This is a genomic window from Arthrobacter sp. SW1, from assembly GCF_001766675.1.
Taxonomy (GTDB): Bacteria; Actinomycetota; Actinomycetes; order Actinomycetales; family Micrococcaceae; genus Arthrobacter.
In genome coordinates, this window is sequence record NZ_MJLT01000001.1 from 70,763 (window position 1) to 84,091 (window position 13,329).

Sequence of the window (13,329 nt, forward strand, 5' to 3'; positions counted from 1 at the left end):
TGCGGTCAGCCTTTGCGGATCAGCTTGTGGTTCGCGGCCTGCGCCACGGGCCGGACGGTGATGTGGTCCAGGTTGATATGGTGCGGCACGGACACCGCATAACGGACCACCTCGGCCACGTCTTCGGCGAGCAACGGCTTCTCGACGCCGGCGTACACCTTCGCGGCGGCCTCGGCGCTGCCCAGGCGGTTAAGGGCGAATTCCTCGGTGTGCACCAGGCCCGGCGCCACCTCGATGACCCGGACGTTATGCTCGGCTTCCTCCAGGCGGAGGGCGCCGGTCAGTGCGTGCTGGGCGTACTTGGCCGCGTTGTACCCGCCGCCGCCTTCGTAGACCGCCAGCCCCGCGGTGGAGGTCAGGTTGAGAATGGTGCCTTCGCCGTTGCTGCGGAGCATGGGCAGGAAAGCACGGATCATCTTCATGGTGCCCAGGACATTCACCTGGTACATCCAGTCCCAGTCTTCGGTCTGTGCGTTGGCCAGGGTGTCTGCGCCGCGGGCGCCTCCGGCGATGTTGATGAGCGTGTCGATGCCGCCGTGGCGTTCTACGAGGCGGAGCAGGATGTCGATGTCTTCGTCTTTGCTGATGTCCGCCGGCACCGCGATCGCACCGCTCTCGTCGGCCAGGGCGGAGAGGCGGTCGGCCCTGCGCGCGACCGCATAGACCTTCCAGCCGTCCGCGGTCAAAGCCCGCACGGTCGCCTCGCCGATGCCCGTGCTGGCTCCGGTGACAACGGCGGTCTTCTTTGCCGGCTGGATGTTCGCTTTGCCCTGGATTCCCTCAGTCATGGAAGCAACTTTATCCGTGCCTCCATGAACTCCTGCAGCACGCGGGCGTGGTTGACCTCCGGGTCCTTGGCTGCGTAGAGCAGGGTGACCCGCGGATGCGTGGTGGCCAGCTCCAGGAGCGTCTCCACGGCCGGGTTTTGTTCCAGCTCGGCCAGGTACGCTTCCCGGAAGTCGGCGAAGCGTTCCCGCATGTGGGCAAACTCCGTCCGCAGGGGCGGCGAGGGGGCGATCTCCTTGAGCCAGAGGTCCAAAGCGGCCCGCTCCTTGCTGACCCCGCGCGGCCACAAGCGGTCCACCAAAACCCGGCAGCCGTCGTCGTCGGATGGTTCCTCGTAGATGCGCTTGGTCACCATTTGCGCCTGCTGATCCGCCATAGCGGGATGCTACTGCCGGATGTCGCGTAAGACCATGAAACAATTGACCCCATGGCTGAATCGACGCAGGGTACAGACACGCCCGCCCCCACTCCCATCAATGTTCCGGACAAGCCGGCCCTCGAGGGCCTGGAGACCGCGCTCACGCAGCGCTGGCTCCAGGACGGAACCTACAAGTTCAACCCGGATACCACCCGCGATGCGGTCTATTCGATCGACACTCCCCCGCCCACCGCATCGGGCTCGCTCCACGTGGGCCACATGTTCTCCTTCACCCACACGGACGTCGTGGCCCGCTACCAGCGCATGCGCGGCAAGAACGTCTTCTACCCCATGGGCTGGGACGACAACGGCCTCCCCACCGAGCGCCGCGTCCAGAACTACTACGGCGTCCGCTGCGATCCGGCCATCCCGTACAACGCCGACTACCGCCCTCCGGCCACGCCGGCGAAGAACCAGCGCGACTTCGACGTCATCTCCCGCCGCAACTTCATCGAGCTCTGCGAAGAGCTGGCGGTCGAGGATGAGAAGGTCTTCGAAAACCTGTTCCAGACCCTCGGCCTGTCCGTCGACTGGGACCTGACTTACCGGACCATCGACGACACCTCCCGCGCGGTGTCCCAGCGCGCCTTCCTGAAGAACCTGGCCACCGGCGACGCCTACATGGCCGAAGCCCCGACGCTGTGGGACGTGACGTTCCGCACCGCCGTTGCGCAGGCCGAGCTGGAGGACCGGGAAATGCCCGGCGCCTACTACCGCTACCCGTTCTTCACCGCCGAGGGCGAGAAGGTCTTCATCGAGACCACCCGCCCCGAGCTGCTGGCCGCCTGCGCCGCCCTGGTGGCAAACCCCGACGACGAGCGGTACCAGCCGCTGTTCGGCAAGACGGTCACGTCCCCGCTGTTCGGCGTCGAGGTCGAGGTGAAGGCGCACCCGCTTGCCAAGGCGGACAAGGGCTCCGGCATCGCCATGGTCTGCACCTTCGGCGACCTCACCGACGTCACCTGGTGGCGCGAACTGCAGCTGCCCACCCGTGCGATCGTCGGCCGCGACGGCCGCATCGTGGCCGACACCCCGGAGTGGATCACCACCGACGCCGGCCGTGAAGCCTACGCCGCGATTGCCGGCAAGACCGTGTTCAGCGCCAAGGAAGCCGTGGTGGAACTGCTCGGCGAAGCGGGCCTGCTGGACGGCGAGCCGAAGAAGATCATGCACCCGGTGAACTTCTTCGAAAAGGGCGACAAGCCCCTCGAAGTGGTCACCTCGCGCCAGTGGTACATCCGCAACGGCGGCCGCGACGAGGACCGCCGCGAACGCCTGATCGGCCGCGGCCGGGACATCGACTTCCACCCGGCCTTCATGCGCTCCCGCTATGAAAACTGGATCGAAGGCCTGAACGGCGACTGGCTGGTCTCCCGCCAGCGCTTCTTCGGTGTGCCGATCCCCGTCTGGTACCCGCTGGACGCCGAAGGCAACCCGGACTACGACAATCCGATCCTGCCCTCGGACGAGATGCTTCCCGTCGACCCGGCCGCCGATGCCGCTCCGGGTTACGAGGAGTCCCAGCGCGAGCAGCCGGGCGGTTTCACCGGCGACGCCGACGTCCTGGACACCTGGGCCACGTCCTCCCTGACCCCGCAGATCGTGGGCGGCTGGAGCCGTGACGAGGAACTCTTCAGCAAGGTGTTCCCGTTCGACCTGCGCCCGCAGGGCCACGACATCATCCGCACCTGGCTGTTCTCCTCGGCCGTCCGCGCGGACGCCCTGCAGGACACCGCGCCGTGGAAGCACGCGGCGATCTCCGGCTGGATCCTTGACCCGGACCGCAAGAAGATGTCCAAGTCCAAGGGCAACGTGGTGGTCCCCACCGACGTCCTCAACGAGTTCGGTTCCGACGCCGTCCGCTACTGGGCAGCCTCGGCCAAGCTCGGTGCAGACACCGCCTACGAGATCGCGCAGATGAAGATCGGCCGCCGCCTGGCCATCAAGCTGCTCAACGCCTCGAAGTTCGTCCTGAACCTTGGCGCCACGGAGAACTCGGTGCTGTCCGATGACCTGTCCGTGCTCAGCAACCCGCTGGACCGCGCGCTGCTCGCCCAGCTGGCCGACGTCGTCACACAGGCCACCAAGGCCTTCGACAGCTACGACCACGCCCGGGCCCTGCAGATCGCGGAGACCTTCTTCTGGCAGTTCACCGACGACTACGTTGAACTGATCAAGGACCGCGCCTACGGTGCCGCCGGCGACGCCGAACAGGCTTCCGTACTCGCAGCCCTGGCCACCACGCTGGACTCCCTGCTGCGCCTGTTCGCCCCGTTCCTGCCCTTCGCCACCGAAGAGGTCTGGAGCTGGTGGCGTGCCGGTTCGGTACACCGTGCCTCCTGGCCGTCACCGCTGGAGATCGCCGACGGCGACACCACCATGCTCGGCACGGTTGGCCTGGCACTCAGCGGCATCCGCAAGGCGAAGTCCGAGGCCAAGGTCAAGCAGCGCACCGAGGTGCTTTCCGCCTCGATCTCGGCCAACGAATCGTTCGTCGCGCAGCTCAAAGCCGGCCTGGGTGACCTGAAGGCGGCCGCGAACGCGCGGGAAATCTCGCTGGTGGCAGCTGACGGCGAACTCGCCGTGAGCGACGTGGTCCTGGCACCTGCCGAGGAACCGCAGGCCTAGGAAATCGTGAGGCCCGGGAGCTACCTGCGGGGAGCTTCCGGGCCTTGCTTTTTCGGGCCTTGCCTGTTTCCGGGCAAAGGGGAAGCCCCATCAGCGTTTTGCCGTTGGTGGGGCTTCGACTTTTCGGCTGTCTGGTGACGACTTGACAGTCTGGCGGAATCCTCGGAATTTCAGGTCTTCCTAGCCCGTCACAGCTAGCTTGCTTCTGGCTTTGCCGAAGGCTGCGTCAGATGCATATCACTGAATCTTTGGTTTCCGCGTCCCGCTTCTTTCGAAGTGGGTAAGTACTATTGTTGACCCGCCCCCTGGGCAACGCAAGGCTTCCCGGCGAACTACTGTGATGTAATTCACAAGGGAGGTTGCGGATCCCGGAGCGCTGCGCTGCGGGGAGCCCTGTGGCACAGTAATTCCATGCCGGAACTTCCAGAAGTCAGCGGCCTGCAGGCCTTCCTCGGCACGCACCTGCGCGGTGCCACCCTGGAGCGTATCCAGATCACCTCTTTCGCGGTACTGAAGACAGCGGATCCGCCGTATACGGAGCTTCAAGGCCATCATGTTGAGGACGTACGGCGCCACGGAAAGTTCCTCGACCTGGACTTTGGCGGGCTCCACTTCATCTTCCACCTGGCGAAGGCCGGCTGGCTGCGGTACACGGACAAGCCCTCGGCAGCTCCCCTCCGCCCCGGATCCGGACCGATCGCTGCCCGCCTTGCCTTCGATTTGCCGTCAGCCGGCGACGGGCCTGCGGCTGCCGGCTTCGACCTCACTGAAGCCGGAAGCAAGAAGAGCCTGGCCATCTATGTGGTCCGGGATCCCCGGGAGGTCCCGGGCATTGCCTCCCTTGGCCCGGATCCCTTGTCCGCCGGTTTCACCCGGGACGTCTTCGACCACATCCTCGCGGCATCGCAGCAGATCAAGGGCCTGCTCCGCAGCCAGCAGGTGGTGGCTGGCATCGGCAACGCCTACAGCGACGAGATCCTGCACGCGGCGAAGATCTCGCCGTTCGCGATCGCGAAAACGCTCGACGACAGCAGCCGGGACCGGCTCTACGCCGCCATCGGCGAGGTGCTCAGCGAGGCCGTTGCGGCCGCAGCAGGCAAGCCTCCGGAGCAGCTCAAGGACAGCAAGCGGAACACGATGCGCGTCCACGGCCGCGCCGGCCAACCGTGCCCCGTCTGTGGCGATACGATCCGGGAGGTCTCCTTTGCCGACACGGCGCTCCAGTACTGCCCGGGATGCCAAACCCAGGGAAAAATCCTTGCAGACCGCCGGACATCGCGTTTCCTGAAGTAGCCCGCCCGCAGCCGGGTTGCCAGAGCAAAGGCGGCCGGAACAAGCCGTTTGAACAAAAACCGACGGCGGCCCGCACAGTGCGGGCCGCCGTCGGGCATTATGGAGACTTGCTGCTAGCCGAAAGCCGGGTCTTCGGTGCGGCTGCGCTTCAGCTCGAAGAAGTACGGGAATCCGGCGAGCGTCACGGAGGCGTCCCAGATGCGGCCGGCTTCCTCGCCGCGGGGAATACGGGTGAGGACGGGGCCGAAAAAGGCGGTGCCGTTCACGGAAACAACCGGGGTTCCGACGTCCTGTCCGACCAGTGAAATGCCCGCCTCATGGCTGGCCCGCAACTGTGAGTCGTACTCATCGCTGTCCGCGAAACGGGCAAGCTCCGCGGGAAGCCCCGTGGAGGCCAGCGCCTTCGCGATGACATCGGCACGGTCCTTGTTGCCTTCATGGTGGAACTGCTCCCCCATGGCGTCATACAGCGGCTTGATGAACTCACGGCCGTGCAGTTCCTGCGCTGCGATGATGACGCGGACGGGGCCCCAGGAATCGTCCATCATGGTGCGGTAGTCAGCCGGCAGATCGCGGCCGTCGTTGAGCACCGAGAGGCTCATGACGTTCCACGTGGTCTCGATGTCGCGGACGGCTTCCACTTCGCCGATCCAGCGGGACGTCACCCAGGCGTAGGGACAGATCGGATCGAACCAGAAATCAACCTTGTTGAGGGTCTGTTCAGGCACAGGGAAACTCCTTGAGAGGAAACGGAAGAAGCGGGCAGGACTCCGGCGTACCCGACGGCCGGGGCCCTGTTGGTGCGAACCGTGCGCTACGCGGACTTATTCCGCCGCTTGGCCACCACTTCGTGGGCGATCATGGTGGGCTGGGCCTTCTTGGCGACGGCGTCGGCGGTGATGACAACGCTGGCAATATCGTCCCGGCTGGGGAGGTCGAACATGACCGGCAGGAGGACTTCCTCCATGATCGCCCGCAGGCCACGAGCTCCGGTGCCGCGCTCCAAGGCCTGGTCCGCGATCGCGTCCAGGGCGTCGTCGTCGAACAGCAACTCGACGCCGTCCAGCTGGAACATCTTCTGGTACTGCTTGATCAGTGCATTCTTGGGCTTGGACAGGATCTGGATGAGCGCCGGCCGGTCCAGGTTGGAAACGGTGGTGATCACGGGAAGGCGGCCGATGAATTCCGGGATCAGCCCGAACTTCAGGAGGTCCTCCGGCATGACTTCGCCGTAGCTGTCGACGTTGTCCTTGACCTCGTTCAGCGGGGCGCCGAAGCCGATGCCCTTGCGTCCCGATCGGGAGCCGATGATGTCTTCCAGGCCGGCGAAAGCGCCTGCCACGATGAAGAGCACATTGGTGGTATCGATCTGGATGAATTCCTGGTGCGGATGCTTACGGCCGCCCTGCGGAGGCACGGAGGCGACAGTTCCTTCGAGGATCTTCAGCAGGGCCTGCTGTACGCCTTCACCGGAGACGTCGCGGGTGATCGACGGGTTTTCGCTCTTGCGGGAGATCTTGTCGATCTCATCGATGTAGATGATGCCCTGTTCGGCCTTCTTGACGTCATAGTCGGCGGCCTGGATGAGCTTGAGGAGGATGTTTTCGACGTCCTCGCCTACGTAGCCGGCTTCCGTCAGGGCGGTGGCGTCCGCGACGGCGAAGGGGACGTTCAGCCGGCGGGCGAGGGTCTGCGCCAGGTAGGTCTTGCCGCAGCCTGTGGGGCCGATGAGCAGGATGTTGGACTTGGCGATCTCTACGTCGTCGTGGTGGCTTCCCTCGCCGAGGCCGCCCTTGGGGGCATGCCCGGCCTGGATACGCTTGTAATGGTTGTAGACCGCGACGGCGAGGGACCGCTTGGCGGGCTCCTGGCCGATGACGTACTCCTGCAGGAAGTCGAAAATCTCCCGCGGCTTGGGCAGCTCGAAGCTGCCCAGATCCGACACTTCGGCGAGTTCCTCTTCGATGATCTCGTTGCAGAGTTCGATGCACTCGTCGCAAATGTAGACGCCGGGCCCGGCGATCAGCTTCCGCACCTGCTTCTGGCTCTTTCCACAGAAAGAACACTTCAGCAGATCCGTGCTCTCGCCAATCCGGGCCATGTGGGAATCCCTTCGTTTCTTGCGGGCGGCGCCTTGGCTGCCTGGTTCCTCAGCAAAGGAACCCGGCCGGCGCCACCATGACAACTTCCACTGTAGGACACAATGGGCTGCTTGGGTTGAAACAGGACGCCGGTGCGGTCCGAATTCCTGGACCGCACCGGCATTCCGGCGTTCATGACTAGCGGGCGATGGCCTGCGGCTTGATCTTCCGGGAGTCGAGGACCTGGTCGATCAGCCCGTAGTCCTGGGCTTCGGCCGCGGTAAGGATCTTGTCGCGTTCGATGTCATTGTTGACCTGCTCGGAGGTGCGTCCCGAGTGGCGGGCCAGCGTATCCTCCAACCAGGTGCGCATGCGCATGACTTCCGCCGCCTGGATTTCAAGGTCCGAAGCCTGGCCTCCCTGGCCGCCGGACAGGGCCGGCTGGTGGATCAACACGCGGGCGTTCGGGAGCGCAAGGCGCTTGCCCGGGGTGCCGGCCGCGAGGAGGACGGCTGCCGCGCTGGCCGCCTGGCCAAGGCAGACGGTCTGGATCTCGGGCCGGATGTACTGCATGGTGTCGTAGATGGCCGTCATGGCCGTGAACGAACCGCCCGGGGAGTTGATATAGAGGGTGATGTCGCGGTCCGGATCCGTGGACTCAAGGACCAACAGCTGGGCCATGATGTCGTCCGCCGAGGCATCGTCCACCTGCACGCCGAGGAAGATGATGCGGTCCTCGAAAAGCTTGGTGTACGGGTCCTGGCGCTTGAAGCCGTAAGGGGTGCGCTCCTCGAACTGCGGGAGGACGTAGCGGCTGGACGGGAGATTACCGGCGGACCATCCGAAGTTGTAGTTCATTTCATTGCTCCTGGTGTTCTATGGGTGGTGCTGCCGGCTACTTCTCGGAGTTGGAGGCGTTCTGGGTGCCGCCACCACCGGCCACGGAGCCTGCGTGGGCGGAGATCTTGTCGAAGAAGCCGTACTCGAGCGCCTCGGTGGCCGTGAACCACTTGTCGCGGTCGTTGTCCTTGAGGATGGTTTCCACGGTCTGGCCGGTCTGCTCGGCGGTCAGTTCCGCCATGACCTTCTTCATGTGTAGGATCAGCTCGGCCTGGATCTTGATGTCCGAGGCGGTGCCGCCGATGCCGCCGGAGGGCTGGTGCATCAGGATACGGGCGTTCGGGGTGGCGTAACGCTTGCCCTTGGTGCCCGAGGAAAGCAGGAACTGTCCCATGGACGCAGCCAGGCCCGTAGCCACGGTGACGACATCGTTCGGGATGAACTGCATGGTGTCGTAGATGGCCATGCCGGCGGTCACCGAACCGCCCGGGGAGTTGATGTAGAGGTAGATGTCCTTTTCCGGGTCCTCCGCGGAGAGCAGGAGGAGCTGGGAGCAGATCGCGTTGGCGTTCTCGTCACGGACCTCGGAGCCGAGCCAGATGATGCGCTCTTTCAGCAGGCGGTTGTAGATGTAGTTGTCCTGAGCGGCCGGATCGACAGTTGCCATCCGGGGAGCCTCAACATGCTGTGACATAAGTACTTACCTCTCGCTGGTGACAGGGCCGTTGCTGAAGTTGCCATCCCTGATCTTCACTACTTGGACACTAACCGGTTTCGAGGGCGTTTTGTTCTCCGGAATCGCGCTGTTCGCTGACGGCGCACCAGCGTGCGGGAGGCCCCGACGCGACTTCCGGCCGGACTTAAAAAACGCACCCCCGGACCCATGGATCCGGGGGTGCGCTTGAACGCGGAATTAGAACTTCACGGCTGCGGGATCGTCACTGGCGACGGTCTCGGCGGCTTCCTCAGCTTCTTCGGCCGGAGCCTCGGCAACTTCACCGGCCGGGCGCACGAAGTCGCTCAGGTCGACCTTGTTGCCTTCGGTGTCGACGACCTCGGCCTGGCCGAGGACGACGGCCAGCGCCTTGCGGCGGCGGACTTCCGAAACCATCATCGGAACCTGGCCGCTCTGGTCGATGATCTGGGCGAACTGGTTCGGGTCCATGCCGTACTGGCTGGCGGTGCTGACGATGTAGTCGATCAGTTCGCTCTGGTTGACGCCGACTTCTTCCTTGTCGGCGATGGCGTCGAGGATGATCTCGTTCTGGAAGGCACGTGCGGTGTTGGCCTTGACCTCTTCGCGGTGCTCTTCGGTGTCGTGCTCGCCTTCACCGTGGGAGTTCTCCGGGCTGAAGTGCTGCTCCAGCTGCTCTTCGATGACGGAATCCGGAACCGGAACCTCGATCATTTCGACGAGCTTGTCCAGGACCTTGTCGCGGGCTTCGACGCCCTGGCCGACGACCTTGGACTCAGCGGCCTGCTTGGCGAGGTCTTCGCGCAGTTCGGCAAGGGTGTCGAACTCGGAGGCAAGCTGGGCGAAGTCGTCGTTGGCCTCGGGGAGCTCGCGCTCCTTGACAGCCTTCACAACGACCTTCACCTGGGCTGCTTCGCCGGCGTGCTCGCCGCCGACCAGCGTGGTGTCGAAGATTGCTTCTTCGTCGGCGGACAGGCCGGAAACAGCCTCGTCCAGGCCTTCGAGCATGGTGCCGGCGCCCACCTGGTAGGACAGGCCGGAAGCGGAGTCGACCTCTGCGCCGTCGATCAGAGCGGTGATGTCGATGGTCAGGAAGTCATCATTCTTGGCCGGACGGTCAACGGACTTGAGCGTGCCGAAACGGCCGCGCAGCTCGTCCAGGGCCTTGTCGACGTCGGCGTCGGAAGATTCTGCAGCAGCAACCTCGACCTTGATGCCGGCGTAGTCGGGGAGCTCGACCTCGGGGCGGACGTCGACCTCGACCTGGAACTTCAGTTCACCGTCGGTGGCGGAGGGGTCCGGAACCTCGGTGATCTCGACCTCGGGACGGCTCAGCGGGCGCACGCCGGTTTCCTGGACAGCTGCCTGGTACCAGCCGTTGAGGCCGTCGTTGATGGCGGTCTCGAGGACGTAGCCGCGGCCGACGCGCTGGTCGATCAGCTTGGAGGGAACCTTGCCCTTGCGGAATCCGGGAACCTGGATCTGCGAAGCAACGGTCTTGTAAGCGGCATCGATGCTCGGCTTCAGTTCTTCAAAGGGAACCTCAACATTGAGCTTGACCCGCGTTGCGGTGAGGTTCTCGACAGCGCTCTTCACAGTCTAAGTACTCCTGGTTTTGTGGGATGGGTTTCTGCCGCGTTCCCGGATCGGAACAGGCTCACAGAGTCGGGGTGACAGGATTTGAACCTGCGACTTCCTGCTCCCAAAGCAGGCGCTCTAGCCAAGCTGAGCTACACCCCGTGAGTGCACAGGACAGTCTACGGCCAAGAATCGCCAGTTTGCACATTTGACACTTGGCACCTGAATTGGGTTTAGTTATATCCGGCTTGAACAGCCGCCGGGAAATGCACGGATACACTAATCCTGCACCACTCCGGGGATGTAGCTCAATGGTAGAGCCTCAGTCTTCCAAACTGATTACGCGGGTTCGATTCCCGTCATCCCCTCCAGGCAAACGCCGAAGGGCCCCTTTTCGAAGGGGCCCTTCGGCTTTAAGCGAGCCCAGCGTTAAGCGGGCCAGGCCGCCTGCCGCGCGCAGCACAGCGCGACCCGGAGGCAGCTAGTTCTGGCAGCCGGGGCACCAGTAGAGCTTGCGGGCACCGATCTCGGTGAGCGCCACCGCCGTGCCACAGCGGCGGCAGTCCTGCCCGGCGCGCTGGTACACATAGTGGGCTTCGCCGTCGAGGGGCCCCGCCTCTCCCCCGCTCCACAACGCCGGCGGCGTGGTGATGATCCGGCCGTCCCGCACGCCGTCGGACATCGCCGCAACAGTGTCGTCCCACAACAGTCCGGCAGCCTCCGGGCTGATCGTGTTGCCGGGCGTCCACGGGTCGATTCCCTGGCGGAACAGGACTTCGGCACGGTAGATGTTGCCAACGCCGGCCAGGACGGACTGGTCCATAAGCAGGAGTCCGACGGCGGTCTTCCGGCGCAGGAGCCGTGCGATGAATTCGCCGCGGTCCGCCGGGAGGTGGTGCAGGGGATCCGGGCCCAGTTTGGCGCGCGCGGCATCGGCCTCCGCCGCGGTAATGGCGGCACAGGTGCTCGCGCCGCGCAGGTCCGCCCAGCCATGGTCCGAGACCAGGCGCACGCGGACGGCGCCGACCGGATCCGGCGGGCCTGCGTAAGTTGCGGCGTCGCCGCTGGCCGCGGATTCCCGCTCGCCGATCCGGCGCGGCGCACCGATGCTGGAGGCACCCCGGAAGGTTTCGTCGCCGCCGAAGTCCCAGGCGCCGTACAGGCCGAGGTGGACGTGAAGGTACAGCTCGTTGCCGAAGCGCAGGAAGAGCTGCTTCCCGTGGGCCGTGGCCTCAACCATGATCTGGCCGTCCAGCAGGGCGGCACCCGCGGCGAAGCGGCCCTGCGGGCTGGAAACCCGCAGGGCGCTGCCGCCGAAAACGTCCTGGAACTGGCGCGCCAGCCGGTGGACGGAATGCCCTTCAGGCACTATTCGACGATTTCGCCGGTGGTTTCGTACGTGGCGATCTTGCCGATGCGGCGCACGTGGCGTTCGTCGTTGCTGAACGGCTCCTCGAGGAAGAACTCGATCAGCTTGGTGGCTTCCTCCACGCTGTGCTGGCGGCCGCCGACGGCAATGACGTTGGCGTCGTTGTGTTCGCGGGCAAGCTTGGCGGTGGATTCGTTCCACGCGAGGGCGGCGCGGACACCCTTGACTTTGTTCGCGGCAATCTGCTCACCGTTGCCGGAACCGCCCAGCACGATGCCCAGGGCATGGATGCCGGCTTCCTGGTCCGCCACGACGGCGCGGGCTGCGTTGATGCAGAAGGACGGGTAGTCGTCCAGGGCGTCGTACACCTTGGGGCCGTGGTCGACAACCTCGTAGCCCTTGGCCGTCAGGTGGCTGACGAGGTGGGCGCTGAGCTCCATGCCGGCGTGATCCGTGGCAATGTGGACGCGGGGTGTGGTCACTGGAAGTCCGTTCGGTCTGTGGCGCGGTTCGGCTTCGGCCGGGCCGCGGCGGTGAGGGGATGCGGTACTAGGGTACTAGGCGGTCCGGCGCCGGCGCGTTTTGAGTCGTGCGTGCTCGCGGGACCGCGTCACTCGCCGTGGGCGCGGTCGGCCACCCGGTTGAGCAGACCGGCGAGCCGGTCGGCCGTGGCGGGAGTGCCGGCGCTCAGTGCGACGCGGCGTCCGTTGATCCGGCGGACGACGACGGCGGGCCCGCTGCTGACGAGCATGGCCGTCGCGCCGCCGTGGTGGCGGAAGCCCCAACCGCCGAAGTCTGCCGCCTTGACCTGCGCGGGGGTTGCCGCGGCGATGTCGCCTGCCGGAACCCTCAGGACGCGGAGGACGCCGCCAAGGAACACCTCGAGGCCACCACGGTCTGCCTTGACGCGCACGAAGAGGAAGCAGGCACCCAGGACGGCAGCACTGAAGAGCAGGGCACCAAGCCATGGGACGGCCACGGAAATCAGCATGGCGGGGAAGACGGCGGCCACGCAGATCATGACGAAGACCGAGCTGCGGGCGTGGACCCAGAGCTTGAGGGTGTCATCGGCGAGGCCGGGATCCTCACGGCGGAGGCGCTCGGCCTCAAGGGCCGCATCGTCCTCCGGGGTCCAGCGGGGATCCGGTTTAAAGGCGAACATCATGACCACGCCCAGGGACAGCGCGGCACCCGCACCGAGCGCCAGGACTGTGGCGTCCACATGCGAGGCCCGGGCATCCTCCAGGCCTGCCTGCCCCACGAGCCCTGCCGCCAGAACGGCAGTAACGAACAGGCTGACCATAAGCCCCAGCCCCATCATGACCCGGCGCATGACAATGGGCCGCGAGATCGGGACGGCCTGGATGAAGACCAGCCAACCGGCCAGGACCATGAGTGCAGCCCCTCCACCGACGTAGGCGCCGAACGGCGCGAAGTTGCTGCCGCCGTCGGCGTTCCAGGTGATGGCGAGCGGGTCCGGGAGCTCCGGGCGAAGCATCAAGGCGCAGGAGGCGAAAGCCACCGCCAAGAGGATCGGGAACGCCACCGCGAAACGCAGCGCCCGGAAATCAAGGGAATTTCGCAGCTTGCCCATAGCCTTAACGCTACTCCCGGGCAGCGACACTGTGTGCCGTTCCTTGCC

At 65.4% G+C, this 13,329-nt stretch carries 12 protein-coding genes and 2 tRNA genes; 3 read left to right on the forward strand and 11 right to left on the reverse strand.

The features are described 5' to 3' along the window. Window positions 1-5: 5 nt before the first annotated feature. Complete coding sequence (locus tag BIU82_RS00365) at window positions 6-788, reverse strand: SDR family oxidoreductase (protein WP_070347489.1); 783 nt, start codon at window positions 786-788, stop codon at window positions 6-8. Then, window positions 785-1,162, reverse strand: a complete 378-nt coding sequence (locus BIU82_RS00370) for a DUF488 family protein (RefSeq protein WP_083292124.1) — start codon at window positions 1,160-1,162, stop codon at window positions 785-787. Before BIU82_RS00370 ends, BIU82_RS00365 begins: the two co-directional genes overlap by 4 nt. Before the next feature lie 51 nt (window positions 1,163-1,213). Here BIU82_RS00370 and valS point away from each other — a divergent pair, with 51 nt between their 5' ends. Then, complete coding sequence (valS, locus tag BIU82_RS00375) at window positions 1,214-3,832, forward strand: valine--tRNA ligase (RefSeq protein WP_070347491.1); 2,619 nt, start codon at window positions 1,214-1,216, stop codon at window positions 3,830-3,832. Between the two features lie 411 nt (window positions 3,833-4,243). Next, window positions 4,244-5,125, forward strand: a complete 882-nt coding sequence (locus BIU82_RS00380) for a DNA-formamidopyrimidine glycosylase family protein (protein ID WP_070347492.1) — start codon at window positions 4,244-4,246, stop codon at window positions 5,123-5,125. A gap of 113 nt (window positions 5,126-5,238) precedes the next feature. Here BIU82_RS00380 and BIU82_RS00385 read toward each other — a convergent pair whose 3' ends face one another. The 6 genes from BIU82_RS00385 to BIU82_RS00410 form a co-directional block, all read right to left on the reverse strand. Next, window positions 5,239-5,853, reverse strand: a complete 615-nt coding sequence (locus BIU82_RS00385) for a DsbA family protein (protein WP_070347493.1) — start codon at window positions 5,851-5,853, stop codon at window positions 5,239-5,241. Between the two features lie 86 nt (window positions 5,854-5,939). Continuing rightward, window positions 5,940-7,226 (reverse strand): ATP-dependent Clp protease ATP-binding subunit ClpX, encoded by a 1,287-nt coding sequence (gene clpX / locus BIU82_RS00390; RefSeq protein ID WP_070347494.1) that lies wholly within the window; start codon window positions 7,224-7,226, stop codon window positions 5,940-5,942. A gap of 178 nt (window positions 7,227-7,404) precedes the next feature. Next, the gene (locus BIU82_RS00395) at window positions 7,405-8,064 is read right to left on the reverse strand and encodes an ATP-dependent Clp protease proteolytic subunit (protein ID WP_070347495.1); all 660 of its coding nucleotides are present in this window, start codon (window positions 8,062-8,064) and stop codon (window positions 7,405-7,407) included. A gap of 37 nt (window positions 8,065-8,101) precedes the next feature. Further along, window positions 8,102-8,713 carry an ATP-dependent Clp protease proteolytic subunit gene (locus BIU82_RS00400; RefSeq protein ID WP_070347496.1) on the reverse strand — a complete coding sequence of 204 codons (612 nt, stop codon included), beginning with the start codon at window positions 8,711-8,713 and terminating at the stop codon, window positions 8,102-8,104. Between the two features lie 246 nt (window positions 8,714-8,959). Continuing rightward, window positions 8,960-10,336: a trigger factor gene (gene tig, locus BIU82_RS00405; RefSeq protein ID WP_070347497.1), complete on the reverse strand. Its 1,377-nt coding sequence runs from the start codon at window positions 10,334-10,336 to the stop codon at window positions 8,960-8,962. Between the two features lie 69 nt (window positions 10,337-10,405). Then, window positions 10,406-10,480: transfer RNA gene (locus BIU82_RS00410), tRNA-Pro, on the reverse strand. A gap of 135 nt (window positions 10,481-10,615) precedes the next feature. Here BIU82_RS00410 and BIU82_RS00415 point away from each other — a divergent pair. Continuing rightward, window positions 10,616-10,689, forward strand: a tRNA-Gly gene (locus BIU82_RS00415). Between the two features lie 110 nt (window positions 10,690-10,799). Here the strand turns inward: BIU82_RS00415 and BIU82_RS00420 are convergent. The 3 genes from BIU82_RS00420 to BIU82_RS00430 form a co-directional block, all read right to left on the reverse strand. Next, window positions 10,800-11,687 (reverse strand): DNA glycosylase, encoded by an 888-nt coding sequence (locus tag BIU82_RS00420; protein ID WP_070347498.1) that lies wholly within the window; start codon window positions 11,685-11,687, stop codon window positions 10,800-10,802. Then, window positions 11,687-12,169, reverse strand: a complete 483-nt coding sequence (locus BIU82_RS00425) for a ribose-5-phosphate isomerase (protein WP_070347499.1) — start codon at window positions 12,167-12,169, stop codon at window positions 11,687-11,689. Before BIU82_RS00425 ends, BIU82_RS00420 begins: the two co-directional genes overlap by 1 nt. A gap of 128 nt (window positions 12,170-12,297) precedes the next feature. Beyond that, entirely contained in the window at window positions 12,298-13,281 is a 984-nt protein-coding gene (locus tag BIU82_RS00430; protein ID WP_070347500.1) for a hypothetical protein, read from the reverse strand. Between the last annotated feature and the right edge of the window lie 48 nt (window positions 13,282-13,329).

Excerpts from the sequence above, each read along its gene's own strand:
- valS (WP_070347491.1), top strand. The coding sequence starts at position 1,214 with ATGGCTGAATCGACGCAGGGTACAGACACGCCCGCCCCCACTCCCATC.
- BIU82_RS00395 (WP_070347495.1), bottom strand. The coding sequence starts at position 8,064 with ATGAACTACAACTTCGGATGGTCCGCCGGTAATCTCCCGTCCAGCCGC.
- BIU82_RS00380 (WP_070347492.1), top strand. The coding sequence starts at position 4,244 with ATGCCGGAACTTCCAGAAGTCAGCGGCCTGCAGGCCTTCCTCGGCACG.
- BIU82_RS00365 (WP_070347489.1), bottom strand. The coding sequence starts at position 788 with ATGACTGAGGGAATCCAGGGCAAAGCGAACATCCAGCCGGCAAAGAAG.
- BIU82_RS00430 (WP_070347500.1), bottom strand. The coding sequence starts at position 13,281 with ATGGGCAAGCTGCGAAATTCCCTTGATTTCCGGGCGCTGCGTTTCGCG.
- BIU82_RS00370 (WP_083292124.1), bottom strand. The coding sequence starts at position 1,162 with ATGGCGGATCAGCAGGCGCAAATGGTGACCAAGCGCATCTACGAGGAA.
- clpX (WP_070347494.1), bottom strand. The coding sequence starts at position 7,226 with ATGGCCCGGATTGGCGAGAGCACGGATCTGCTGAAGTGTTCTTTCTGT.
- BIU82_RS00400 (WP_070347496.1), bottom strand. The coding sequence starts at position 8,713 with ATGGCAACTGTCGATCCGGCCGCTCAGGACAACTACATCTACAACCGC.